Source organism: Thalassotalea sp. HSM 43, from assembly GCF_004752005.1.
Classification (GTDB): Bacteria; Pseudomonadota; Gammaproteobacteria; order Enterobacterales; family Alteromonadaceae; genus Thalassotalea_A.
The window spans coordinates 1,404,418-1,429,630 of record NZ_CP038493.1 but is presented as its reverse complement, the minus strand read 5'-3'; the positions used below and the strand labels follow the sequence as shown (position 1 = coordinate 1,429,630).

Genomic DNA, 25,213 nt, shown 5'->3' with positions numbered 1-25,213 from the left:
TTTATAGTTCATTTAATCTATCCTTATGAAAATAATAATATTTTGAGAGCCATATGAGTCCCTTCACTATTTTTCGCCAGCCCTTGTCTTGGCTATTGCTTAGCACGCTTACCGCATTTAATAGCTATGCAGAAGCGGTTAAGGTCGATGTGATTTATGCCAAAACAAATGATAACCAAAGTCAGTTAACTCTTAGTGGCACGGTCGAGGCCAAACAAAACGCCAATTTAGCCAGTTTGCAATCAGGCTTAATTGCTACGTTATTTGTTGAGGTTGGTGACAAGGTCGACAAAGGGCAAAAGTTATTAACATTGGATGCCAAGCTCGCGGCATTAAATTTAGCGCAAGCGCAAGCGGATATCGATGCCGCGAATGTTGAAATGCAAGAAGCGCAGCGACTCTATAATGAAGTTGTGACCCTCTCAAAACAGCAACTTGTTGCCGAAACTCAGTTACAAGAAAGAAAGGCGGCGGTTGCGACAACCAAAGCCAAGGTAACCCGCTTGCAAGCCGAGCGAGATTTACAACAAGAAATCCTTAATCGCCATACTTTGTATGCACCTTTTGCAGGCGTAATCGCTAAACGACATGTCGATGTAGGCGAGTGGGTAACCCAACAAAGTCCAATATTTACGCTGATAGAGCAAAATAACTTACGCGTTAATTTAGCCATCCCGCAAGAGTACTATGGTCAATTAGCTGACGATCATCGAGTCGCTGTAACCATCATTCCAGACTTTGAAGGTGCACCAGCAATTGATGCCACGTTAGACCGCTTAGTCGCAGTGTCGAGTGATACCAGTCGAACGTTAACGGCATATGTTAATTTATCGAATGACACGCCTTTATTAGCCGGCATGTCAGCAACGGTGAAAGTGCATTTACCATCGCAACTTGAACCCATTGTTTGGCTTCCTAAAAGTGCGGTGAAACAACACCCTGATGGCGGCTTTAGTATATTCTCGGTTGTCGAACAAAAAGCGAAACGCTATTTGGTTAAAGTGGTCAAGCAGCAGGATAATCAAGTCGCAGTAACCGGAGCGCCCAGCGGTCAAGCATTTATCGTCTCTGGCATTGAGTTATTAAAAGATGGTGATGTATTGCAGGTCAATAAAGTAGAGGATACACCGCTATGATTGAAGCCACGGTAAAACGCGGTATTCTCGTTGCCGTTATTGTCTCAATCAGTTGTATTTTAGGTCTAGTTTCTGCGCTGAATATTCCGGTGCAGATGATCCCTGATTTAGAAGTCAGAACCATTACCGTGCAAACCGGCTGGCCTGGGGCGACACCGCAAGATATTGAAAAAGAAATCCTTATCGAACAAGAGCGTTACTTGCGCAGTCTGGAAAACCTCAAGCGCATGGTGTCTTATGCCGAAATGGGCACCGCAGAAATACAATTGGAGTTTCCATTTGGCGTTAATGTCAATGATGCCCTGATTCGCGTTAATAATGCCTTAAGCCAAGTACCGTCATATCCCGAAAATGTGGACCAGCCAAGGATCTTTTCCAGTTCGTTTTCTGGTAATGCCTTTATGTTTTTCGTGCTCAAGCCTTTACCGGGTAACCCACTCAATCTAGATGTCGATTTGCTGAGAGATTTTGCTGATGACTATGTGCGTCCTCGAATGGAGAGTATCGATGGTGTCTCTGAGGTCGCTATACGCGGTGGGGCTCAACGTCAAATTCAAATTAAAATTGACGCCACGAGATTGGCGCAACGTGGCATCAGTTTAACGGAACTGCGCAATGCAATCCGTAATCGCAATAAAGACGCATCGGCTGGCGATATTGAAAGTGGCAAAAGTCGTTATCTACTTCGCGTTATTGGCCGTTTTGAACATCTTGATGAGCTTGAAAACTTAATCATCAAACGCAGTGACAATGCCAATATTTTGCTCAAAGATGTGGCGTCGGTAACTTTAGATCATTTTGAAACCCGCAGTTTATCGTTTAGCGATGGCGAGCGGACATTAAGCATGTCGGTACGCAAAGAAAGCGGCTCAAATGTCATTGCCATTAAAGAGGCGATGTTACAGGTGATCGACGAGCTAAACCGTGATTTACTGGCGCAAAATGGCTTGCTATTAAAGCTGACCAGCGATGACGTCAAATACGTTAAAAGCTCGTTGCAAAATGTGTGGGTGAACCTATCCCTTGGAGCCTTGCTCGCGACATTAGTGATGTTCTATTTTTTACGATCTGGCAAAGCGACTTTGGTAGGGGTGATTGGTATTCCAATTTGTACCATCGCCGCGTTTTTAGCACTGATGATGTTTGGCCGCACTATCAATGTTATCTCGCTAGCTGGTATCGCTTTTGCTATTGGCATGACGGTGGATAATACCATTGTTGTACTCGAGTCGATTGTACAGGCTAAGAAAAAAGGTGTGAGTAAAGCCGCCGCAGCGATTCAAGGGGTCAAAGATGTATGGCCAGCGGTACTGGCTTCAACCACCACGACGGTGTTGGTATTTGCGCCTATTTTGTTCGTTGAGCAAGAAGCAGGTCAACTCTATTCGGATATCGCTATTGCAATCTCCGGTGCCATTATCGCGTCGATGTTGGTGGCAATATTTGTGGTGCCAGTTACCTTGGCAAAATTAGGCAAACGAGAAGACCTAAAACAAGGCCGACAATTTACCTTATCGAAAAATTGGCTAAAATTTTCCGGTTTGTTTATTCAAAGTCGCAATCGGGCACGGTTATCGGTTGCGGTATTCATTGTCGCCATTATGGGTAGCGCGTATATGCTAATGCCTGCGGCTGAATATTTGCCAGAAGGTGAAGAGCCTAAAGCGTTTTCGATGATGATCGCGCCACCTAATTACAACCTATCTGAAATGCAGCGAATTGGTGATGAACTAAGAGTGTATTTTGATGGCTATGTAAATGTCGATGAAAGTGATTTTCTTGAAGGCCGCAGCGATATGCCACCACTGGCTTATTATTCGATGTCGGTATCGGTTGGCTCTATTTGGTTTTTAAGTGCCCCTGTTGATGCAACGTATATCAGAGAGATGATGGATGCGATAACCACCAAGTTTCGCAGTTACGATAAAATGCGCGCATTCTCATCGAGAGGCTCGATAATCTCCAGCAATGATGGCGGTACCCGCGCCGTAGCAATCGACATTGCTGGCAGTAACATTATTGAATTATACCAAGCGGCCGATGCGGTTTATAAACAGGCAAGTGATGTATTTGATAATCCACAGATTAATTCGCAACCAGGATCGCTAACATTAGACCAACCGCTGATAGAGATAAAACCTCGTTGGCATCGATTGGCTGAGCTTGGTATCGATAATAGCGATTTCGGTTATGCCGTCGCGGCCATGAGTGATGGTGCATACGTCGATGAGTTTATTCTTAACGATGATAAAGTCGATATCTTCATGTTTAGTGGTGCTGGTAACCGTCAGAATTTAGACAAGCTGGCCAATACACCGATTGTCACGCCGCAAGGCCAAGTGTTGCCATTGAATGCGCTTGCTGATTTGCGGGAAAGTCAAAACAGTAATTCAGTGCGTCGCGTAGACGGTAAACGTACGGTGACGGTGTATATCATTCCGCCTCGAGAGGTGGCATTAGAAACCGCAGAAAGCTTGGTGCGTGAACAACTGCTACCGGAGCTTTGGCGTCAAGGCAGTATCGCCCAAGGTGTTAAAGTCAACATAAGTGGGGCTGCGGATCAGCTCGAAGCGACCAAGGCGTCATTGTCTGGTAACTTCCTTATCGCGCTAGCGCTGTGTTATTTATTATTGGTGGCGATATTTAGTCATTGGCGTTATCCGTTATTTATTTTGGCGACGGTACCGCTGGGTATGGCTGGCGGATTGCTCGGGCTAGTGACTGTTAATGGCGTAAATGCGATATTGGCGTCAATGGGCATACCTGCATTTCATCAACCGTTCGATATGATCACCATGCTCGGCTTTTTAATTTTGTTGGGAACGGTGGTCAATAACCCGATACTGATTGTTGATCAAACACGACGATTAATTGTCGATCAGGGGGTACAAGTGCAGGCAGCGGTTAAACAAGCACTTGAGAAGCGCCTCAAGCCAATATTGATGTCTACCGCTACGACAATTTTTGGCCTCGCGCCATTGGTATTGATTCCAGGCGAAGGTACCGAGCTGTATCGTGGTGTTGGCGTGATTGTAATGAGTGGCATTTTGGTTTCGACACTGCTAAGTATCACATTTTTGCCGGCGTTGTTGATTGCCGTGGTGCGCGATAAGCAAAGAGATCCCGAGCCAAGCCAAGACGTTATAGCGCAAAGCACTTAGATAGCTATTAATGTCATAGACGCCCATTGTAAAGTCATCTAACATGGGCGGTCATAACACTATGGTTGAAACAATTAATGCAGACCACACTAAATATTGAAGAACTGAGAGCCAATGCTCGTCAAGCTGGCGATTTATTGAAAGCGCTAAGCAACGAAAATCGCTTGTTAATACTTTGCCATTTAGGTGAAAAAGAGATGTCTGTTGGCGAATTAAATCAATGCATCGATTTAAGCCAATCAAGCTTGTCGCAACATTTGGCGAAGCTGCGCCAAGAAGGCTTGGTTAAAACTCGACGCGAGTCGCAAACCATTTATTACTCTATTGCCAATGATGTTGCGATAAAACTGATTCAATTTCTGCAAAAAGAATTTTGCCAATAACCAACCACATACTATGAAAAAAGGGCCTATTGATGGCCCTTTTTTATTGCCATATAAAAATAATTTGCTAACACCTTGTTTTAGATCAAGAATGCGTAAATAATATTGTAAATGAGATTGATTCGTATTTAGGTTTGTGTTTAAATACGCGCCATTAAACAAAAACAACATTTTGATTTCAAGCGAGTAACAAATGAAAGCGGCAAAATTCATCAAACCAAGTGTTATTTCCCTAGCTGTTTTAGGTGCTATGTCAAACATAGCAGTTGCTAACGATAAAGTTGAAGATATCGAATTAGTGACTATTTTCTCCAAGTCTAACCCTATTAACGACATTCCTGGTTCGGCTCATATGATCAACTCCGAAGAGTTGGAAAAGTTTGAGTACACCGATATCATGCGTACGTTAACGTCGATTCCAGGCGTGTATGTTTTGGAAGAAGATGGTTATGGTTTGCGTCCAAATATTGGTATGCGTGGTACCGGTCAAAATCGTAGTGAAAAAGTCACTATTATGGAAGACAACGTACTTGCTGCACCGGCACCTTATGCCGCTCCGTCTGCTTATTATTTTCCAACCTCGGGTCGTATGACACAAGTTGAAGTATTAAAAGGCACCTCAAGCGCTATGTACGGTCCACGTACCACTGGTGGTGTTGTTAACATGCTATCTCGCCAAATTCCAAATGAAGAATTTGCTGGTCAAGTTAAAGGTCAGCTTGGTGAAGACGGTTATGGTAAACTTCATGCCTTTGCTGGCGGTAAAGGCGACAACGTTAGCTCAGTAATGGAATTGTTCCGTTATCAAGCTGATGGCTTTAAAGACATTAACCACAGCGATCGCGACACTGGTTTTGTCAAAAACGATGTATTAGCAAAAGTACGCTTTAACACCGATGATACTGCTAAATACTATCAAGAGCTTGAGTTTAAAGTTAAGTACTCCGACGAAGACTCTGATGAAACCTACATTGGTCTTACGGAAGACGATTACAACAGCGACCCTTATTCACGTTATTCAGCGTCTCAGTTAGATAACATGAGTACCGAACACAAGCAGCTGCAAATCAATCATTACGTTGCATTGACAGAGCGTTTCAATCTAACCACTAACGCTTATTACAACGACTTTCACCGTAACTGGTACAAAACCAGCAAAATTGACGGTATGAGTCTGGGTTCAGGTGGCGTAGAAGCCGCTGCAATGTTTGATAACGATCCGAGTGCTGAATCAATTACCGTTGATGTAAAAGCCAATAATCGTGATTACTTATCACAAGGTATTCAAACGGTTGTAAACGCCGACTTCGATAACCACCAAGTTAAGTTTGGTGCACGTTACCATGAAGATGAAATGGATCGTTTTCAATGGGTTGATGGCTACACGTTAGACAGTAGCTACGAAATGACTTTGGTTGATGCTGGTGTTCCAGGCACTGATTCAAACCGTATCGATAGCGCTGAAGCTGTTGCCCTATTCGTTCATGACGAGTGGACTATTGGCGACTTTATCGTTAATGCTGGTCTTCGTTATGAAGATATGACCATCAAGCGTAAAGACTGGGGCAAAAATGACAGTGGTCGTGATATGGACCCAAGTCGTAAGAAAAACAGCGTTGATGTGGTGTTGCCGTCACTTGCTCTTACCTACAAATTGACCGATGAATTTGTATTGTTAGGTGGTGTACAAAAAGGTTTTGCGCCACCAGCGCCGGGCAATGAAGACGCTGATAACGAGGAAAGTGTGAACTATGAATTTGGTGCTCGCTACACCACTGAATCACTGCATGCTGAAGCCATTGCGTTCTACGCCGATTACGACAACATGCACGGCAACTGTACGGCTAGCCAAGGTTGTGATGAAGATAACATTGGTAATCAATATAACGCCGGTGAGGTTGAAATCAGCGGCCTTGAAATTAAACTAGGTAACAGCTTCGATTTCGGTAGTTTTGCTATCCCAGTTGACTTAGCGTACACCTTTACTGAAACAGAATTCCAAAACTCATTCTCATCAGGCCTAGATACCTGGGGTGATGTTGAAGCGGGTGACGAGCTGCCTTACGTACCTGAAAATCAATTGCAATTGACGATTGGTTTTGAGACCGACAACTTCCGTACTGATTTGTTGGTTCGTTATATGGATGAGATGCGCACCACGGCAGGTCAAGGGACTGTTGCAGATGATGAGCTAATCGAAAGCCGCACGGTTGTTGATTTAGGCGCACATTACAGCCTTACCGATGCACAAAAAGTATCTCTAACCGTCGATAATGTATTAGACGAAGAATACATGAGTAGCCGTGTGCACGGTTCTATCATGGTTGGTAAGCCTCGTACCGTTACGGTTGGTTATAGCTACTCATTCTAATGTGAATACAATAATACTAAAAAGCGCCTTATAGCTTAGCTCTAAGGCGCTTTTTTATGTATCCAGTATTATCTAGATTTAATCAAAGCCAAATCTCCAGACATCGTTATCAACACGATTAAAGTTAAATTGCTCTATCGTTCCGGGGAATCCTGGTGGCAAAAAGAACACTTCTCTGTCACCGCCAAAGCTATAAATCGCTTGCTCACCTGTGCGCCAATTACGGTATTCAACTATATCGAAATCGTATTTAATGATATCGGTGCCAGCACTAGGATCAAAGTCTGAATACGCAGCGTTCCAAGCACCAGTTTGTAAGGAATTCCAATCTTTACCGTCGCTACTTACCCAGACTCTAGGTGGATTAAATGGAATACCAAAACCACCAAAGCAGGCCATTTTACCGTAGAGCACACCACATTGATGTCCAGGTCTTGGTGACCATTGCGCTGCGTCGGTGACTCTGACCCAGTTTTTACCGTTACGGCTTTTCCAGACATCGTTTAAATAGGGAAGGTTGCCTTGAGCATCAGGTAAAAAACCAAATTCGCCACCCAATAGGTAGATATGGCGATCTTTAACCAAGGTTGCACCGCCGGCGCGTTTTGACCAAGCGGCTTCGCTGCTTTCTAGACGCCAATGCACGCCATTACCACTGCTCCAAACATCATTGAAATACTCACGCGGCGGAGGTCCATTAGGATCTTGGTTTGGGTTTTGACAGCTGGTTGGGTCTATGATGGCACAATCGTCATTGGCTGAACCACCGAATACATAAATACGATTATTAAGCACCTCAACCATTAAACCTGCTCGCCCTTGCCATGGTGCATTGGCGGTCATCAACTGCCAATTTTTACCGTCTTTGGAGCGCCAGACATCATTGAAAAAGTCGGATGCAGGGATGACTTGCGGGCAAGCGGGGGAGTCGGCAGGAATACCAGGGACGGCACAAGCAGGCTTAAAGTTTTGCCCGCCGACGAGGTACATATAATTGCCTTTACTGACCACTTTAAAGTAGGCTCTCGCTGGCCAAGACGATGATTCACTATTGTCTTGTACTTTGTGCCAACTCGCACCTTGGTTATGGCTTACCCAAACATCATTATATAACGTACTTTCATTAGGGAACCTTGGCTCCAATACGGGCGAGCGACCACCCATTAGAAAGAACTTACCGCGTAGATTGACCACTTGCAGTCCAGCACGCTTAGACCACTCTGTTTCATATTGAATAGTTTGCCATGTGGCTTGGTTTAAGTCGCGTTGCCAATTACTGTGTCGTTTATGCACACCACGTTTTTTATGTTTCGTTGAGCTGGGACGAGCAGCAGATTTGCCAACCATGTACTTTTGCATCGCGACGTCATCGATATGAGCAAATTGGGTATATTGAAAAATAGATTTGGCGTTAGCGGTGGCGTGACAGCAGCCCAATACCAACAAGAATAGTAAAGTCGAGCGAAGCATCTTTGTGTCCTTTGTTTTTGTTAAGCAAACATACAAAGGCATGACAAGGCATCAGTTTATTATTATTAGAATGGCTGAAATACAGTCTTGAAATAACCTAATGTCGAGTCTTGTTAACCATAGAACAAAACTATCAATGTTCAAAGTTTATGATAGAGAATAGTGGTTTACAGTATTTTTTTATCGTTACGACATTGCAGAGTTTTCTGCCCAGACACAAAGTTTTAAACAATAAAAAAGGCCGCTTACGCGACCTTTTTCAATAACGTTAGCAGTTAATATTACTTCTTAGCCGCTTTTGTTGACAGCTTCTTTTACTTCAGCGATACCCGTTTCAGCTATTCTTTGGAATTTATCAACGCATACAAAAAAGGCCGCTTGAGCGACCTTTTTTAATAACGTTAGAAGTTAATATTACTTCTTAGCGTTACGTTCTTTTACTTCAGCGATAACCGTTTCAGCTACGTTAGCTGGACACTGGTTGTAGTGGCTGAATTCCATAGAGAATTGACCACGACCTGAAGTCATTGTACGTAGGTGTCCGATGTAACCAAACATTTCTGATAGTGGAACGTCTGCTTTAATGCGAACGCCAGTTGTACCAGCTTCTTGGTCTTTGATCATACCACGACGACGGTTAAGGTCACCGATTACGTCACCAACGTGATCTTCTGGAGTGAATACGTCAACCTTCATGATTGGCTCAATTAGTTGAGGACCAGCCTTAGGGATTGATTGACGGAATGCACCTTTCGCTGCGATTTCGAACGCTACTGCTGATGAATCAACTGCGTGGAAACCACCATCGTAAAGTTCAACTTCAACGTCTAGTACAGGGAAACCAGCTAGAACACCTTCGTCCATCATGCCTTTGAAACCCTTCTCGATTGCTGGGAAGAATTCCTTAGGAACGTTACCACCAACAACTGTTGAAGAGAAAGTGAAACCTGAGTTAGGCTCGCCTGGCTTGATGCGGTAATCGATCTTACCGAACTGACCTGAACCACCAGATTGTTTCTTATGCGTGTAAGAATCTTCAATCTCTTGAGTGATTGTTTCACGGTATGCAACTTGTGGCTTACCAACAACTAAGTCAACACCGTAAGTACGCTTAAGGATATCTACTTTGATATCTAAGTGAAGCTCACCCATACCACGTAGGATGGTTTCGCCTGAATCTTCATCAGTTTCAACTTTGAACGTTGGATCTTCTGCAACCATTTTACCGATAGCGATACCCATCTTCTCTGCACCACCTTTATCTTTAGGGGCAACAGCGATTGAGATTACCGGCTCAGGGAAGACCATAGCTTCAAGAGTACAAGGTTCTTTAACAGCACATAATGTGTGACCAGTTTGAACGTTCTTCATACCAACGATAGCTAGGATGTCACCAGCTTGTGCAGAAGTTAATTCTGTACGATCTTCAGCTTGCATCTCAACCATACGGCCGATACGTTCTGTTTTACCCGTGAATGAGTTAAGAACTGTATCACCTTTATTAAGAGTACCAGAGTATACACGTACGAAAGTAAGGGCACCGAAACGGTCATCCATAATTTTGAACGCTAAAGCACGGAACGGCTCTTCTGCATCAACTAGTGCGAATTGACCAGTTGGTTCACCTTCTTCGTCAGTTAACGGTTGAGGTGGAACTTCAGTTGGTGAAGGTAAGTAATCAACAACAGCATCAAGAAGAAGTTGCATACCTTTGTTTTTGAACGCTGAACCACAGTATGTAGGGAAGAACATCAATTCGTTAGTACCTTTACGGATACACGCTTTGATTTGCTCTTCAGTTGGGTCTAGTTCACCTTCAAGGTATTCCATCAACATGTCTTCGTCAGCTTCTAAAGCTGTCTCGATCATCTCTTCACGGTAAGCAGCAGCATCATCAACCATATCCGCAGGGATATCTGTAACTTCATACTTTTCAGGTTGGCCTGAATCATCCCAGATGTAAGCTTTTTGAGATAATACGTCTACTACACCAACGAAATCATCTTCTTCACCAATTGGTAAAGTCATAACTAGTGAGCGAGCACCAAGTACGTTTTCTACTTGCTCTTTAACGCGGTAGAAGTTAGCACCTAGACGGTCTAGCTTGTTAACGAAAATCAAACGAGCAACTTTCGATTCGTTCGCGTAACGCCAGTTGGTTTCAGATTGCGGCTCTACACCACCTGAACCACAGAATACACCGATACCACCGTCAAGAACTTTAAGAGAACGATAAACTTCAACTGTGAAGTCAACGTGACCTGGGGTGTCGATTACGTTAAAGCGATGTTTTTTCCACTCACAAGTAACAGCCGCTGACTGGATAGTAATACCACGCTCAGCTTCTTGTTCCATGAAGTCAGTAGTTGACTCACCATCATGTACTTCACCAATCTTGTGGATCATACCTGTAAGTTTAAGGATACGTTCAGTTGTTGTTGTCTTACCAGCATCAACGTGAGCGAAAATACCAATATTTCTGTATTTTGATAAATCAGCCATTACAATTCTCTATGTTAAAATTAACGTTTCGTAAAAATTTTTGCGCGGATTATACATCAGTTAAAGCAAACTAACACCAAAAAATGGTAAAAATTAATCAACTGAGCGGTAAAATAATGCAGTGTACAGATTATTTACATTTTTTTTCGCTTTTTTCCTCTCAGAAAAGCATAAAGTTTAGACAACTAGCCTTCAGTTTGCTAAATTGTGCCCCTGAAAATTCGCTCGCTGTGTTTTTGTACAAAAAAACATAGCAATTAGGCTAATAATTTTGCTGTTTTTGAGCGATAATTAATCAGTTAACTCGGGTTGCCGCCCGCTTGTTTATAACTTTTAAGGTATATAGAAAATGGCTAAAGAAAAATTTGAACGTTCGAAACCGCACGTTAACGTTGGTACTATCGGTCACGTTGACCACGGTAAAACAACTCTAACTGCTGCGATTTCTGCAGTTCTAACTAAAACTCACGGTGGTGAAGTACGTGATTTCGCTCAAATCGATAACGCTCCAGAAGAGCGTGAGCGTGGTATCACAATCAACACTTCTCACATTGAGTACGATACAGAGACTCGTCACTACGCACACGTAGACTGTCCTGGTCACGCCGATTACGTTAAAAACATGATCACAGGTGCGGCACAAATGGACGGCGCGATTCTAGTAGTTGCAGCGACAGATGGTCCAATGCCACAAACACGTGAGCACATCCTTCTTTCACGTCAGGTTGGTGTACCTTTCATCATCGTATTCATGAACAAATGTGACATGGTTGATGACGAAGAGCTACTTGAGCTAGTAGAGATGGAAGTTCGTGAACTTCTTTCAGAATATGACTTCCCAGGTGATGACCTACCAGTTATCCAAGGTTCAGCACTAGGTGCATTGAACGGTGAAGCGAATTGGGAAGCGAAAGTACTAGAACTTGCAGAAGCACTAGACACTTACATTCCAGAGCCAGAGCGTGCGATTGACGGTGACTTCATTCTTCCAATCGAAGATGTATTCTCAATCCAAGGTCGTGGTACTGTTGTTACTGGTCGTGTTGAGCGCGGTATCATCAAAGTTGGTGAAGATGTAGAAATCGTTGGTATCAAAGATACTACAACTACGACTTGTACTGGTGTAGAGATGTTCCGTAAGCTTCTAGACGAAGGTCGTGCTGGTGAGAACTGTGGTGTTCTTCTACGTGGTACTAAGCGTGATGAAGTTCAACGTGGTCAAGTACTTGCTAAGCCAGGTTCAATCACTCCTCACACGAAGTTCGAATCAGAAGTATACGTACTAACCAAAGATGAAGGTGGTCGTCACACACCATTCTTTAAAGGTTACCGTCCACAGTTTTACTTCCGTACGACAGACATCACTGGTGCAGTAGAGCTTCCAGAAGGTGTAGAAATGGTAATGCCAGGCGACAACTTGAAGTTTGTTGTTGAGCTTATCAACCCAATCGCGATGGACGAAGGTTTACGCTTCGCTATCCGTGAAGGTGGCCGTACAGTAGGTGCTGGTGTTGTATCTAAAATCATCGACTAATATCGATTGATTTGGTTACAAACCAAACCTTAAAAAAGAGCGCTTCGGCGCTCTTTTTGTTTTTGGGGCCAGACCGAACTGGGGACCAAAACCTACTCGAAAATAAGCACCGTCATTGCGGCGAAAGCCGCAACCTCCTGATGCAAGCAGTGACTCTTTAAAACGGCATTAAATAATCTCAGAATATAATTGTCGCCAATTGGGATTTGATTCCTGCATGAATTGTATTTCCACCATCCGTGGTGGTCATCGATTGATTTGGTTACAAACCAAACCTTAAAAAAGAGCGCTTCGGCGCTCTTTTTGTTTTTGAGCGATTAATACAAAATTGACGTTAACTATCTGGAAAGGTTAAAGTTTACTGTAATCTATCTACAGTCGTTCAAGCGCTTTTCTTAAAAGCTCGTTTTCAGATTTTACAACTAATTTGTGTCTGCAAATCTCGAACGATTCAATTAAAGGTATCAAGGATGACAAATATAGTATTTGGATTTAATTTATTTACATTATTAACTGCGCTGGTGGTTGCGATTGCCCATATCCTAGGGGTTATAGGTTTAGTAACCGAACAATTAACGATTCAGTATTTTTATATAGCAACGCCAATTTCTATCACTTTGATCGTTATAAATGTCTGTATTACCCGTGGATTACAACAGAAAAAAAGCTGGGCATATTACTTAGCAAGTGCAGAAATGCTGGCTATTTTAATTTGTGCGCTGGTTGATAGTGTTTTCTTTATAGAAGATTTGAGTTCTTTATTCTTTAACTTGTTTATATGTGCGCTCACGGCGTCAGCTATTTGCGCACTATACCGAGATTTTCAAATGGATCGATCATAAAGCTTTTAATTGCTAAAGGACTGAAATCGGAACTGGATTGACGTTAACTATTTGGAAAGGTTGATGTCTGTATGAGCGATTAGGCGACATACACTATCGAATAGATATCTGCATTTTACACAGCAAATGCAAATATTTTCTTCTTCTTAAAGCTGTTAGCTTTTAAATCTGCATGGTATGTATTTTGAGTCAGAATGAACTAGTTCTTAAAACCATTTTTGGTGAGTTAACTTTTGGAGTTACTGCTAAAAATGGCGATTTATCTAATGGAAAAATTGTTTCAGCCAAGATCGAACCAATGTTACCTGAAGGAATGGAAGTTGAAGAAAGTATTGCTGTTCTCTTTCGAGTGAACTCAAGTACAGAAATACATGATTTGAATTTTTACTTCACGTGGAATAATTCAATCGAAGACAATGGTTCTTGCACAGGGCAAGGTCTAGATGCTTGGGAGTGGGAAAAAGATAATCAGCTTCTTTTAATTGGGACGGAAGATGGGGAATGGCTTGGTTCACGCTTAGGATCGAAATATTTATCTCAATCGCCTATAACGATGGGGAGTAACGGTTTTGAAATAAACATCGAAAAATTCCCTAAAGATAAAGAGTTAAGCCTTCATTATGTTGTATCGTCAAACAGTCTCCCTGAAAAAGAAGATTGTTCATGTTGGTTCGCGGTTGATGTAGCTCATAAAAGAGTGCTTGAAGCTTGTGAGTAATAAAAAGCTAACAAGTCGTTTAAAAGGACAAAAAACAGTTGGCTGTTTTCACTCCGTTCAACATTTGAGCCAACAATTTTTTGACTCTTAACGAGGCGTTAGCGACTGTCAGGTTATGGCACAAAACAGCCCTTCAAAGTCACTTCGAACTTGATACAAGTCGCGTTGTTCATCGCAATGACGTGCTAATTAATTAGCCAATATGATTTCTGCCACTTCTTTTTTAGCGGCAATGCGCATGGTCAGCAAAATGTCTGTCTGGTTGATGTCGGTAATATAATCTAGCTTCTCAGGCATATTGCCGATGATGTTAAATGTCTTATCATCAAGAGCGTAAGACCACAGTTGAAAGTCTGCATTGATACCATAAATAACATTGTCTTTGATGATGAAGTTGTTGTCGCTACCTTGAGTAACCAGAGCTTCAATGCGTTGGTCTTCAACCGGGCCGGACTGCCAAAATTGCTCCATTTGATCGGTGTATATCAAGCGGCCATCTTCACTCTTGCCAGCCCAAGTGACTTTTTTGTCATTCATTATTTTATATTCGGCGTTGTTCAAATCGAGTTCAGCAAATTTTAATACACCATTAATACGTGCAAGCACTAATGCGGTGTTATCTTCGCTATGCCATTGAAACAGTTTCTCAATAGGGAAAGCAAAAGCAATGGTTTCGGCATGTGAGTCGAGATATAAGCGGGTCAGTTCTTTGTTAGCGTTAATCAGCATGCTTTTGCCATCAGCTGCCCAATCCATCTCATATATAAACGTATCTAATGGAAAGTTCGATATTTGCAGTGCTTTGTCGTTATTGGTGACCCACAGTTGATTGCGACCCGAACGATTCGATTGGTAGGCAATCAACTCGCCACCGGGTTGAAATTGCGCGTTGTCTTCTCTTTGTATCGAACGCTCCATGATTGAATAAGTGTTGCTTAATTGACTGAGGTTTTGAGCGCTTTCAAGCTGCGTCATTTGTGATAGCGGCATCATCGCGATATCACTATCGTAGTGACCCTTAATCACCAACATTCTGCTCTCTGTAGGGTGAAATATAGGTGAGCTTATCGGTTCATTGAGAGGCAAACTGATATTGGAAATTTTGCCGTCATAAGACAGGGTAAACAGTTGTCTACCGGTGCTGAATATAAGTAGTGACGGGTACGGGGTAAAATTCGGATAAATAAATCGGTTGCCCGGTATTTCTTTAGGTAATTCAATTTGATGACTGGATAAACGCTCACCGTCAGGTTTAAGCATATCTAGATATTGTTGGCCATCACTATGGATGCGAGTCAATGCAATAAGATCATCTTTAGGTGAGTAGTCAAAGTAGACAATGTTGCCTTCTTCGAGCTCATATATGACGCTACTTTTGTTTTCTTTGACTGAATAGCTGGTTAGCTTCCAACGATTTGAAAACTCTTGTACTAGGGCAATGTTATTGTTATCCAGCCACTTTGGTCTGGCGATGCGTGAGTTTTTACACTCGACTAACACGCTTGGTGATTGTGGTTGCTTAAGGGCTCGTTCAAAATCCAAACTCATTAGCTTATAACATTGCTTTTGGTTTATCGGTGTATCGCAATCATTAGAATCAATGAATACTAAGGTTTTTCCATCTTTTGAAAAACTATGACTGCCGTATGACCCCATGTTTTTAGTGAGTTGAAACTCTTGCTTAGTTTTGGTGTTTTTTGCCCAAATATTATTGTTACGACAGACCTTTTCTGAGTAGCGTTGAAACACCACGTATTTGCCGTCTGGGGTGTAGATTCCGCTGTATTCTTTATCGTCTGTTGCGGTCAGTGAATTAAATTCCGCAATCTCGAGGTTCAATGGCGACGGCATCAAGACATTAAAAGCAACGACAGCTAAAACAGCCAACGCAAGCAGAGGCGCAATTAGACGGGTGTTTTTGCTTGGTTGCTTGACCGTTGCGGATTCAGTCTCCTTGTTTTTAGCGATTGGGTCGGTGCTAACAACCTCTTTGTCAATTGTGTCAGAAGCAAGGGCATCATTAGTAACAGCGTCAATTGTCGCTGCGTCTTCTAATTTAGCTTGCCATCTTACTTCGACTTCAAGGCTATAACCTTGTTTGGCATGTGTTTTAATATATGACTGACTGTGTTCACCTAATGCTTTTCTTAATTGGGCGATACTTCTTTGCAGGGTATTGGGGGTTACCACTGTATCAGGCCAAACCTGCGAAAGGATTTCATCATGGCTGACGACATTATTGGCATTTTTAGCTAAGCAGGTTAAAACAGCCAGCGCTTTCGGTGGAATTTTCTGAGATTGTGTTTTCTGGGTAATTTGATTTCGAGTTATATCGATAAAAAAATCGCCTACCCAATACTGTTCAGTCATGTCTGTGCAATTCCATTTTTATAATTAGCGTTCACAAGTCATTTAAGATCTAGCATCTTAGCATAAAGCCTGATTGTTGCTATACCTGACTTTTAACCGCCTGATAACTCTCTAATAACTCTCTGATAACTAGTGAAATTATAAAAATCAGCCTGCCGTCATCGAAAAATCAGCTGAACGTCAAGTGTTTTACTTTTCATTTCGATAAATTACATATCACCTTGAACTATACGCTGAAGCTAACACGCAGTTCAGCGATTTATGAGTGAGTAATTACATGAATATAAGCAAAGCCCTCGTAGTAGTCGGTCTGTTTTTACAGCCTTTCTTGGTTCTTAATGGGGGGGAATCAAACAATTTAACGTTAACAAAAATCCAAGTCGTTGCCATCGAAGATAGTCAATCTGACAAACAGTATGAACTGTACATTAAATTGCCAGAAGGATACTCAGAGAATAAAGATAAGACTTACCCGGTTATTTATTACACCGATGGAATTTGGCATGTTGAACTACTATCTGCGGCTTCTGAATATATTATGGAAGATGTCATTTTGGTTGGCATTTCCTGGCAAAAAGATATAAATCAAGAGCTAAAGAAGCATGGGGAACACATCAGCAGGTTACGAGATTATTCGGTAAATAAATCGACTAACCCAGAGCATCAGGCCAAATACCAATTCGGACAGGCCAGCAATCATTTAGCCTTTATTCGCAATGATGTCATTAGCACCATAGAAAAACGCTATCGCACCGATCCTGACAATCGTTCTTATTTTGGCTATTCATTAGGCGGCTTATTTGGTGCGTATATCTTAATGGCTGAACCTCAAACCTTTAAAAACTACATTCTTGGCAGTCCTGATCTTAAAGGGGATGTTCCCTATCTAAGCGCACTTGGCGCCAAGTCGGCATTAAATCATAACGATCTCAGTGCCAATGTGTTTATAACCTATGGCAGTTTGGAAACTGAATTAGGTGCCCATGCCGAGGAATTCATTAGCACCTTAAAACATAGCAAGCATGAGAATTTAACGGTGCAACGCACAGTCATTGAAGGTAGCCATCAATCGGCATTCCCAATGACGGGAGTGCGCGGAATCACTTGGTTAGCGAATTTACCGTCGCAAGGAGGAAAATAATGAAACATATCTATGTTGTGCTTGTGATATTGATGTGGGTACTTGCCCTGATCAGCAAGAGTTATGGTCAAGAGACATTGCCAGTCTTAAAAGGCCCCTATATGGGGCAAACGCCTCCGGGCAGCATTGCGGAGCCTTTTGCACCGGGCATTATATCCAAATCAGGCTGGCAGCTTGAGGGGGTTTTTGCACCCGGTATGAAGGAATTTTATTACACCTCTAATCGAGACAGCGCCACGGTTACCGGCTATCGAATGGAAAACAACATTTGGCAGAAATATATCGAGTTTGCTCGAAACGGCGAAATCGTATTTTCACCTGACGGCAACCTGATGTATATGGCAAAAGGCTACAAAGAACGTATCGGCGATGGCTGGTCTGAACGTAAAAGCCTTGGCGCGATGATTGACCGTAAAGATTGGCATATTATGCGTTTATCGGCTTCTTCTAAAGGCACCTATGTGTTTGATGAAGCGACGAAAGACGGTAATGGCGTGCTGCGTTATGCACGATTAATCGATGGCAAACGTGAAGAGCCAAAGCCTCTTGGTACACAGATAAACGGCGGAAAATGGACTGCCCACCCTTTTATTGCTGCTGATGAAAGCTACCTTATTTGGGATAGTGAGCTAGAAGGTGGTTACGGTGGCTCTGACCTTTATATCAGTTATCGGCAACAGGATGGCTCTTGGGGACCGGCGATCAATATGGGCGAAGCGATAAATTCCGACAAAGATGACTTCTTTGCGAGTGTCACCCCTGACGGCAAGTACATTCTCTTTAATCGAGTCATCGATGATAACGGAGATATAGATATTTACTGGCTAGATGCGCAGATTATCGAATCCCTCAAAGTTAAATAAAACCGAGCAATATACAAGATTAAAATCGGTAATAAATGATTATACAAAACGTCGATACAGAACAAAGCAGAAGACGTTTAAACCATGTTTCAACAAGGATTATTAAATGATTATTAACAAACAAATTCAGCGATTATTGGCGATTGCCCTTATTAGCGGTATGAGCAGCGCCGTTTTCGCAAAAAGCAATGAAAATACGGATACAGCAGGCTCTATTGCGCCAATGGTGTCAGAGGCCGATGCCAAGCTTTCATTCTGGGATATGCCTTATCTTGAAAATGCCTATATTGATACAACTCCTAGCCCCAGAAAAGATGCCATTCCCGTGGGGGAGTTAGGTGTCGGTGAGTTGGATGTCAATAACGGTAATAAAGACATGATTGTTGCGTTGGCAAAGGAGATTGCTAATAGCAAACATGGGCTTATCGACAGCCTACTAATCAGCCATAAAGGGGATTTAGTCTTTGAGTCATATTATTTACGTGGGCGTGTTGATTTGCCTCATATGCAAGCCTCATCGACCAAATCCTATGTAAGTTTAGCAATTGGTCGAGCAATCCAATTGGGCTATTTAACAATGGCCGATTTAGATAAACCATTGGTTAGCTTTCTCAAAGACTTAGATCTGTCACGTGTTGTTGAAGGGGCCGAAAAAATCACCTTACATACCGCAATGAGCATGCAATCCGGTCTGCGCATTAGCCGCGAGGAGTTAGCCGAATACGATAAAAATCCACAGCAGATAAAAGGCCAAGGCCAGGTACAAACTTACCTTGAACATGGTCCAAGTATTACTTCAGAGTCACAATCATTTCACTATCAAAGCGCCGATCCTAGACTGGTTATGCAAGTACTTGATGCCGTGGTTCCCGGCACAGCTAAGGATTTTATCAAAAATGAGCTTCTTGCTAAGATGGGCATCAGTAATTACAACTGGCGTGACGATGTAAGTGGCTTGCCGATGGGGCCATATGGTTCAAGTATGACGTCGCGAAACATGGTCAAGTGGGGCACTCTGATCATGAACAAAGGTAAATGGCAGGGCGAGCAACTGGTGCCGGAGTCATTTATTAAAAAGGCGACCAGCAGCATTGTTTATCCTGATGACATGTTCTTTGTTTCAGGTAATGTCTCAAATGCAGGTTACGGTTATTACTTTTGGCAAGCAGATATGAACGTTGGCAATAAAAAGTACGCCACTCAATCTGCTCAAGGTGGCGGTGGTCAATATATCATTATGATTGAAGAGCTTGATTTGCTTGTTGTGTTTACTGCCCACGAAAGAGATGACAAAACGATGCAAATAACCGCAGACCGAGTGCTACCTGCCTTTGTTAATTAATTACTGAAACAATATGAACGGCTTCATGGATGAAGCGTTCTGTTTGTCGCTAAGTGGTTTGTTAACGGCGACAAATTGCAGTGTCTGCTCATAGCCATAGCTAATTTTAACGATTAGCCAACCTGTTCTATCGCGCCTGTTCATACATTAGCCGTAAAATCTTTCAACAATGTCCTAAGTAATTCCCCTAATTGAAAAAATCAGCTATTTTTAAAGTAAGCAAAATATAGGGGAAAACGATGGATTACGATAAAATTACCGCCGATATAATCGAGATGATCATACTTTACGGACCAAAACTGGTTGGTGCCATTTTGGTATGGATTGTCGGTTCTTGGGTGATAAAGGGCATCATGTTGGCGCTCAATAAAGCGCTAGAGAAGGGCGATGTTGATCAATCGCTGAAGCCGTTTATTAGAGGCTTGTGTCAAGCCTTGTTAAAAGTACTGCTGGTTATTACCGTATTGAGCATGCTTGGTATTGAAATGACCTCGTTTATCGCCATATTAGGTGCCGCTGGTTTAGCCATTGGTATGGCGTTATCGGGTACCCTGCAAAACTTTGCAGGTGGGGTGATGATTTTAATATTTAAGCCATACGAAATAGGTGATGTCATTGATGCCCAAGGCTATATAGGTAAAGTATCTGAAATTCAGATTTTTAATACCATCATGAAAACGCCAGATAATAAAACCATTATTATTCCAAATGGTCCGTTGGCGACGGGGTCGATGATCAATTACTCAACTGAAGAAACACGCCGTGTCGATTGGACGTTTGGTATCGGTTATGGTGATGACGTTGATCAGGCAAAACAAGTTATGCGCAAATTATGTGATGCCGACGAGCGCATTTTAAAAGATCCCGAGGTATTTATTGCCGTTTCAGAATTGGCCGACAGTTCAGTTAATTTTGCGGTGCGGGCATGGGTAGATGCTGCGGATTATTGGGATGTGTATTTCGCAATGAATGAGCAAATTTACAAAGTGTTCAATCAAGAAGGTCTTAATATTCCATATCCGCAAATGGATGTGCATGTGCATAAGTCAGAATAACCTAAATCTGGCCCTACTTGGCTTTACAAGTGGGGCAAATTCAGGAACTATTAGCGTTAATAAGGCTCTGAAGATCAGAGATAATAAACGATAAAACAGTGATGGCTTTATGACGATATTAAATAAGGCGCTTTTTAGCGCGCTAGTAACGGGCTTGAGTGTAACCACACTTGTCGCTTGTGCCGGCTCCGAGCAAGAAACCGCACAAGCTCAAGCAAGTGTTGAGCAGCAGGCAACCAAGAAAGCACCATTAAGAAAACCTAAACAGGACGTTGTTATGCCAAACCAAACACCACCCGTGGATGAATTGAGTAAGGGCGACATTAACGCTACTTGGTTTACTGGCACATTAACGTATTACAGTTTTGAAGGTGGGTTTTACGGCTTTCATGGTGAAAATGGCGAACGTTTTCTACCCTTCGGTTTAGACAAATCGATGCAGCAAGATGGTGCGAAAGTTAAAATTTACGGTCATGTCATGAAAGATGTGATGACCACGCAGCAATGGGGTGAACCGTTTAAGGTTTATAAGGCAGAACTATTAGAACCTGGCACTAAACCGGTCGATAAAAGTCTGTATTAATTATTTGCTACTGATCACAGGAAAAGCCTTGTTGCAGTATTTGTAATGAGGCTTTTCCTTTTTTTACGTCCACTTTATATAAGCGATCGTAAATCGTTTCCGCAAATGGCTGTAGATCGTCATCGACCAAAAGACCTGCCAATACCGGTGTGGTGTTGCTATGACCAACGACTAAGGTATTGCCTTTAATCGTTAATAGCTTGTCGGCAAACAACTCAAGTTCTAATGGTGAATAGACAGTAACATCAAGTTCTAGCTCTGCAGCTAAAGGCGCGGCAGTTTGCTGAGTGCGATTATAAGGGGTCGAAAAGATGTTACGAATAGCTTGCTCATTTAGCAATTGGGCAATATGTTGAGCCCGCTTTTGGCCGCATTCTGTTAGGTTAGGGTCATCTTTGTCTGCGTTTTTTTCAGCGTGACGCACCAGATAGATGTGAAACTCATCACTCTGCTCTTGCTGAGCCAAGTTATTGGCATAAGCGACGCTTATACCAATAACAAACGTGAGCAGTGCGATAAACGCAGCGCGACTAAGCATATTGAGCTCGCAACAAGTTCCATTGTCGTTTGCGAGCAATCAATTCTAATTTCATATCTTGATAACTGCGCATTAACGCTGACTTTTCTACATCTTGTGTTAATTGGTCGCGCTTGTGATTAAGCAGTTTCATTTTTGCTTCGTAATACAAAGCGATTTGCTCAACCAGTAAGTCATACTCGGTTTGCAGTTTTTGTACTAATTCTTCGGCATTTGATTGTTGTAGCAGCTTTTGCTTACTCAACTTCAACTGCATTGCAACTTTGGCTTTGGCAATTTTATCTGCTGGCGTCTTACGAAGCTTGTCGGCTAGACCAAGCATATTTAACGATTTGATTAGCCATTTAGTTGGATCAAATTGGAACCAGCGAATACCGTTGCGGTAATCATTTTCAAAGATATGATGAAAATTATGGTATCCCTCACCAAAGGTAAAAAAGGCCAGCACCCCGTTGTCTCGGGCAGTATTTTTATCGGTATAGGTTTGCTTACCCCAAATATGCGCTAACGAATTAATAAAAAATGTGGTGTGGTGGCTTAATACCAAGCGTAATACGCCAGCCAATAACAGCGCAGAGACAACATCGCCATTGATTAAACCAAGTGCAATCGGAATACCGAAGTTCGTCGCTATGGCTAGCGGAACATAATATTTGTGTTGCCAGATAACGATTTTTTCTTTTTGTAGATCACGAGCGTTATCGTAATTATCGTATGTTGTTGGCTTGTAATCTCTGATCATCCAACCAATGTGTGAAAACCAAAAACCGCGCTTGGCTGAGTATGGGTCAACATCGTTATTATCGACGTGTTTGTGATGTACACGATGATCTGAACTCCAATGCAATATACTGTTTTGTAAAGCAAAAGCGCCACCTATGGCATAAAAAAAGCGCACAACAGCGTGGGCTTTATACGTTCGATGCGACCATAGGCGATGGTAACCGGCAGTTATCGACATTCCGCAATAGATAAAACATAACAGCGCGGAAATAATTTCGAACATGTCAAAGCCGTGGGTGAAAGCACGATAAGGCACCCAAATAGCGGCAATTAAAAATGTGATGAGGAAAATGGCTATATTGAGCCAAAGCAAACGAGGCTTATTCATTACGATACTTTATTGTCTTTTAAGATTTCAGTGTACAAGTGTACGCTATTTTAAATGGTGGCTGAATTTGGTCAAGTATAATTACAAATTTTTATGCTAACATAGTCGCGTTATCGATTATTTATAAGAATTTTATGTCTGGGATCAGAGCACAACAAAAGGAAAAGACTCGACGCTTGCTCATTGAAGCGGCCCTGAATCAGTTAAGTGCTGAGCGCAGTTTTTCCAGTTTAAGTTTACGAGAAGTTGCTAAAGAAGCCGGCTTGGCTGCGACTTCTTTTTATCGTCATTTCACCGATATGGATGAATTGGGGCTGACCTTGGTTGATGAAGCGGGTTTGACCTTGCGCCAATTAATGCGTCAAGCTCGTCAACGCATTGAAAAGGGTGGTTCAGTGATACAGATATCGGTAAAGACCTTTATGGAGTTTATCGAATCAAATGGTAATGAGTTCCGTTTATTGCTGCGAGAGCGCTCTGGCACATCACCTGAGTTTCGTGCGGCGGTGAATCGTGAAATACGCTATTTCACCATGGAATTATGCGACTACCTGCAAAAAGCCAATAAATTGGACGCTGAAACAAGTTACTTACAAGCTAATGCTGCGGTAACCATCGTCTTTAGTACCGGTGCTGAAGCACTTGATGCCGACGATGAAGAGCGTGAAGAGTTGGCTGAGCGAATGATAAAGCAGCTGCGGTTTATTGCTCGCGGGGCGATGGACTTAGCCCAGCGTAAAGATCTAAGAGAGCAGGTCTCCACAGAATCATAAACAAAACGGGGCTCAATGAGCCCCGTTTTTCAATTCAAATCATCAATTGCAATCAACGTTTGATGCGTTTATTTTCTTACCAACACTATGCCGCACTCTATGTGGTGGGTATATGGAAACTGATCAAATAGCGCAAACTTTTCAATGTTGTGCGTTTTCGTCAATATCTGCAAATTATCATGTAATGTTTCCGGGTTACATGAGATGTAGATGATTTTGTTAAATCTCGCTGCCAGTTCACATGAGTCTTTGTCCATGCCGGCTCTTGGTGGATCGACGAGCACAGTGTCATAGTTGTACTGTGTTAAGTCAAAGCCTTCAAGGCGTCTGAATTGACGTTCACCGTTCATCGCTTCACTGAACTCTTCAGCAGACATACGAATAATATCTAAGTTTTCGATGTTGTTGGCAGCGATGTTGAGTTGTGCCGAATTAACCGAGCTTTTTGATATTTCGGTGGCGAGAACTTTTTTATAGTAAGGCGCTAAAGCCACAGAGAAATTACCATTACCACAATACAGTTCAACTAAATCTGCCTCTGGGGTATCGCTGGCATCGATGGCCCATTCCAACATTTTTTCATTAACTTTACCGTTTGGTTGAGTAAAGCTGTTTTCAACTTGCTGATAACTTAGTTGCTTACCTTTTACGGTGAGAACTTCGGTAACGTAGTCCTTATCAACGAGGATTTTTTGCTTTCGAGCGCGACCTATAATGTTTACCGGCCCTAACTTGCTTAACTGTTGTTTTAACAGCTTGCTGTTTTCAAGCCACTCATCGTCCAATTGACGGTGATACAAAAGACTGACCAACAATTCACCGCTTAAGGTCGAAAGAAAATCAACTTGAAATAATCGATGGCGCAATGACGGCTTATCGCGTACATAGTCCATCAACTCTTGCATAGCCGCATTTATCAGTTTTGACGCGACAGGAAATTGATCAACGCGGAATTTTTCACGAGTTTGTTGATTAAACATGATGTAGTACAGATCTTCATCCTGATGCCAAACGCGAAACTCTGCGCGCAAACGGTAATGCAACGGTTCTGATTGGAATACTTCAGCGTCAGGTACTGAAAAGCCATTAAACAGCGTTTGCATTGCCGAGGTTTTTTCAGCAAGTTGTGATTGGTAATTGTCTGGATGAATATGACTTAGCATGAATTATCAACGTCTTTTCAAATTTGCCGCGGATTGTAGCGACTTGTACTGGCTTTTGACAGTAATTTTAAGAAACAAATAGAAAACGTGCGAATTTTCGATTTTGTGCCATATTTTTTAAACACTATTCGATATATAGCGCACCCATGCAAAATCC

General features: G+C 42.4%; 19 protein-coding genes. 13 read left to right on the top strand and 6 right to left on the bottom strand.

Annotated elements, in window-relative coordinates:
• The first annotated feature begins 53 nt into the window (after nucleotides 1–53).
• The 4 genes from E2K93_RS06060 to E2K93_RS06045 all read left to right on the top strand — a co-directional run bounded on the left by E2K93_RS06060 (nucleotide 54) and on the right by E2K93_RS06045 (nucleotide 7,051).
• Nucleotides 54–1,136 (top strand): efflux RND transporter periplasmic adaptor subunit, encoded by a 1,083-nt coding sequence (locus tag E2K93_RS06060; RefSeq protein WP_135438238.1) that lies wholly within the window; start codon nucleotides 54–56, stop codon nucleotides 1,134–1,136.
• Nucleotides 1,133–4,297: an efflux RND transporter permease subunit gene (locus tag E2K93_RS06055; protein ID WP_135438237.1), complete on the top strand. Its 3,165-nt coding sequence runs from the start codon at nucleotides 1,133–1,135 to the stop codon at nucleotides 4,295–4,297. Before E2K93_RS06060 ends, E2K93_RS06055 begins: the two co-directional genes overlap by 4 nt.
• Nucleotides 4,298–4,374: 77 nt before the next feature.
• A complete protein-coding gene (locus E2K93_RS06050; protein ID WP_135438236.1) occupies nucleotides 4,375–4,680 on the top strand; it encodes an ArsR/SmtB family transcription factor in 306 nt (101 codons plus the stop codon).
• 250 nt (nucleotides 4,681–4,930) lie between these two features.
• Nucleotides 4,931–7,051 carry a TonB-dependent receptor family protein gene (locus E2K93_RS06045; RefSeq protein WP_228445515.1) on the top strand — a complete coding sequence of 707 codons (2,121 nt, stop codon included), beginning with the start codon at nucleotides 4,931–4,933 and terminating at the stop codon, nucleotides 7,049–7,051.
• A gap of 78 nt (nucleotides 7,052–7,129) precedes the next feature.
• On the opposite strand, the gene E2K93_RS06040 is transcribed toward E2K93_RS06045, so the two are convergent.
• Both E2K93_RS06040 and fusA read right to left on the bottom strand, forming a co-directional pair.
• Nucleotides 7,130–8,521, bottom strand: a complete 1,392-nt coding sequence (locus E2K93_RS06040; RefSeq protein WP_135438234.1) for a hypothetical protein — start codon at nucleotides 8,519–8,521, stop codon at nucleotides 7,130–7,132.
• A 414-nt stretch (nucleotides 8,522–8,935) separates the two neighbouring features.
• Complete coding sequence (fusA, locus tag E2K93_RS06035) at nucleotides 8,936–11,023, bottom strand: elongation factor G (protein WP_135438233.1); 2,088 nt, start codon at nucleotides 11,021–11,023, stop codon at nucleotides 8,936–8,938.
• A 349-nt stretch (nucleotides 11,024–11,372) separates the two neighbouring features.
• On the opposite strand from fusA, the gene tuf reads away from it, so the two are divergent.
• The 3 genes from tuf to E2K93_RS06020 all read left to right on the top strand — a co-directional run bounded on the left by tuf (nucleotide 11,373) and on the right by E2K93_RS06020 (nucleotide 14,117).
• Nucleotides 11,373–12,557 (top strand): elongation factor Tu, encoded by a 1,185-nt coding sequence (gene tuf, locus E2K93_RS06030; RefSeq protein WP_135438232.1) that lies wholly within the window; start codon nucleotides 11,373–11,375, stop codon nucleotides 12,555–12,557.
• 470 nt (nucleotides 12,558–13,027) lie between these two features.
• Nucleotides 13,028–13,399: a hypothetical protein gene (locus E2K93_RS06025; RefSeq protein ID WP_135438231.1), complete on the top strand. Its 372-nt coding sequence runs from the start codon at nucleotides 13,028–13,030 to the stop codon at nucleotides 13,397–13,399.
• Nucleotides 13,400–13,583: 184 nt separating this feature from the next.
• A complete protein-coding gene (locus tag E2K93_RS06020; RefSeq protein ID WP_135438230.1) occupies nucleotides 13,584–14,117 on the top strand; it encodes a hypothetical protein in 534 nt (177 codons plus the stop codon).
• A gap of 189 nt (nucleotides 14,118–14,306) precedes the next feature.
• On the opposite strand, the gene E2K93_RS06015 is transcribed toward E2K93_RS06020, so the two are convergent.
• Nucleotides 14,307–16,487 carry a winged helix-turn-helix domain-containing protein gene (locus E2K93_RS06015; RefSeq protein WP_135438229.1) on the bottom strand — a complete coding sequence of 727 codons (2,181 nt, stop codon included), beginning with the start codon at nucleotides 16,485–16,487 and terminating at the stop codon, nucleotides 14,307–14,309.
• A 277-nt stretch (nucleotides 16,488–16,764) separates the two neighbouring features.
• Between E2K93_RS06015 and E2K93_RS06010 the strand changes: the two genes are divergently transcribed.
• The 5 genes from E2K93_RS06010 to E2K93_RS05990 all read left to right on the top strand — a co-directional run bounded on the left by E2K93_RS06010 (nucleotide 16,765) and on the right by E2K93_RS05990 (nucleotide 21,471).
• Complete coding sequence (locus tag E2K93_RS06010; RefSeq protein WP_135438228.1) at nucleotides 16,765–17,628, top strand: alpha/beta hydrolase; 864 nt, start codon at nucleotides 16,765–16,767, stop codon at nucleotides 17,626–17,628.
• A complete protein-coding gene (locus E2K93_RS06005) occupies nucleotides 17,628–18,491 on the top strand; it encodes a PD40 domain-containing protein (RefSeq protein ID WP_135438227.1) in 864 nt (287 codons plus the stop codon). The genes E2K93_RS06010 and E2K93_RS06005 overlap by 1 nt, the downstream gene beginning before the upstream one ends.
• 106 nt (nucleotides 18,492–18,597) lie before the next feature.
• Entirely contained in the window at nucleotides 18,598–19,833 is a 1,236-nt protein-coding gene (locus tag E2K93_RS06000) for a serine hydrolase domain-containing protein (RefSeq protein ID WP_135438226.1), read from the top strand.
• 239 nt (nucleotides 19,834–20,072) lie between these two features.
• A complete protein-coding gene (locus E2K93_RS05995; protein ID WP_135438225.1) occupies nucleotides 20,073–20,888 on the top strand; it encodes a mechanosensitive ion channel family protein in 816 nt (271 codons plus the stop codon).
• 109 nt (nucleotides 20,889–20,997) lie between these two features.
• Complete coding sequence (locus E2K93_RS05990) at nucleotides 20,998–21,471, top strand: hypothetical protein (protein WP_135438224.1); 474 nt, start codon at nucleotides 20,998–21,000, stop codon at nucleotides 21,469–21,471.
• A 7-nt stretch (nucleotides 21,472–21,478) separates the two neighbouring features.
• Here the strand turns inward: E2K93_RS05990 and E2K93_RS05985 are convergent, their stop codons facing one another.
• Nucleotides 21,479–22,009: a SixA phosphatase family protein gene (locus E2K93_RS05985; protein WP_135438223.1), complete on the bottom strand. Its 531-nt coding sequence runs from the start codon at nucleotides 22,007–22,009 to the stop codon at nucleotides 21,479–21,481.
• Nucleotides 22,002–23,120, bottom strand: a complete 1,119-nt coding sequence (locus E2K93_RS05980) for an acyl-CoA desaturase (protein WP_135438222.1) — start codon at nucleotides 23,118–23,120, stop codon at nucleotides 22,002–22,004. The genes E2K93_RS05985 and E2K93_RS05980 overlap by 8 nt, the downstream gene beginning before the upstream one ends.
• 134 nt (nucleotides 23,121–23,254) lie before the next feature.
• Between E2K93_RS05980 and fabR the strand changes: the two genes are divergently transcribed.
• Entirely contained in the window at nucleotides 23,255–23,893 is a 639-nt protein-coding gene (fabR, locus tag E2K93_RS05975; protein WP_135438221.1) for an HTH-type transcriptional repressor FabR, read from the top strand.
• Between the two features lie 68 nt (nucleotides 23,894–23,961).
• Here fabR and trmA read toward each other — a convergent pair whose 3' ends face one another.
• On the bottom strand, nucleotides 23,962–25,056 hold the full coding sequence (trmA, locus tag E2K93_RS05970; protein ID WP_135438220.1) for a tRNA (uridine(54)-C5)-methyltransferase TrmA: 1,095 nt from the start codon (nucleotides 25,054–25,056) through the stop codon (nucleotides 23,962–23,964).
• Nucleotides 25,057–25,213: the final 157 nt, after the last annotated feature.

What these genes read in the sequence shown, in the direction of transcription:
- E2K93_RS06060 (WP_135438238.1), top strand. Translation starts at nt 54, where the DNA reads ATGAGTCCCTTCACTATTTTTCGCCAGCCCTTGTCTTGGCTATTGCTT.
- trmA (WP_135438220.1), bottom strand. Translation starts at nt 25,056, where the DNA reads ATGCTAAGTCATATTCATCCAGACAATTACCAATCACAACTTGCTGAA.
- E2K93_RS06015 (WP_135438229.1), bottom strand. Translation starts at nt 16,487, where the DNA reads ATGACTGAACAGTATTGGGTAGGCGATTTTTTTATCGATATAACTCGA.
- tuf (WP_135438232.1), top strand. Translation starts at nt 11,373, where the DNA reads ATGGCTAAAGAAAAATTTGAACGTTCGAAACCGCACGTTAACGTTGGT.
- E2K93_RS06005 (WP_135438227.1), top strand. Translation starts at nt 17,628, where the DNA reads ATGAAACATATCTATGTTGTGCTTGTGATATTGATGTGGGTACTTGCC.
- E2K93_RS06040 (WP_135438234.1), bottom strand. Translation starts at nt 8,521, where the DNA reads ATGCTTCGCTCGACTTTACTATTCTTGTTGGTATTGGGCTGCTGTCAC.
- E2K93_RS05985 (WP_135438223.1), bottom strand. Translation starts at nt 22,009, where the DNA reads ATGCTTAGTCGCGCTGCGTTTATCGCACTGCTCACGTTTGTTATTGGT.
- E2K93_RS06045 (WP_228445515.1), top strand. Translation starts at nt 4,931, where the DNA reads ATGTCAAACATAGCAGTTGCTAACGATAAAGTTGAAGATATCGAATTA.
- E2K93_RS05990 (WP_135438224.1), top strand. Translation starts at nt 20,998, where the DNA reads ATGACGATATTAAATAAGGCGCTTTTTAGCGCGCTAGTAACGGGCTTG.
- E2K93_RS06055 (WP_135438237.1), top strand. Translation starts at nt 1,133, where the DNA reads ATGATTGAAGCCACGGTAAAACGCGGTATTCTCGTTGCCGTTATTGTC.
- E2K93_RS06050 (WP_135438236.1), top strand. Translation starts at nt 4,375, where the DNA reads ATGCAGACCACACTAAATATTGAAGAACTGAGAGCCAATGCTCGTCAA.
- fusA (WP_135438233.1), bottom strand. Translation starts at nt 11,023, where the DNA reads ATGGCTGATTTATCAAAATACAGAAATATTGGTATTTTCGCTCACGTT.
- fabR (WP_135438221.1), top strand. Translation starts at nt 23,255, where the DNA reads ATGTCTGGGATCAGAGCACAACAAAAGGAAAAGACTCGACGCTTGCTC.
- E2K93_RS06010 (WP_135438228.1), top strand. Translation starts at nt 16,765, where the DNA reads ATGAATATAAGCAAAGCCCTCGTAGTAGTCGGTCTGTTTTTACAGCCT.
- E2K93_RS06025 (WP_135438231.1), top strand. Translation starts at nt 13,028, where the DNA reads ATGACAAATATAGTATTTGGATTTAATTTATTTACATTATTAACTGCG.
- E2K93_RS06000 (WP_135438226.1), top strand. Translation starts at nt 18,598, where the DNA reads ATGATTATTAACAAACAAATTCAGCGATTATTGGCGATTGCCCTTATT.
- E2K93_RS05995 (WP_135438225.1), top strand. Translation starts at nt 20,073, where the DNA reads ATGGATTACGATAAAATTACCGCCGATATAATCGAGATGATCATACTT.
- E2K93_RS05980 (WP_135438222.1), bottom strand. Translation starts at nt 23,120, where the DNA reads ATGAATAAGCCTCGTTTGCTTTGGCTCAATATAGCCATTTTCCTCATC.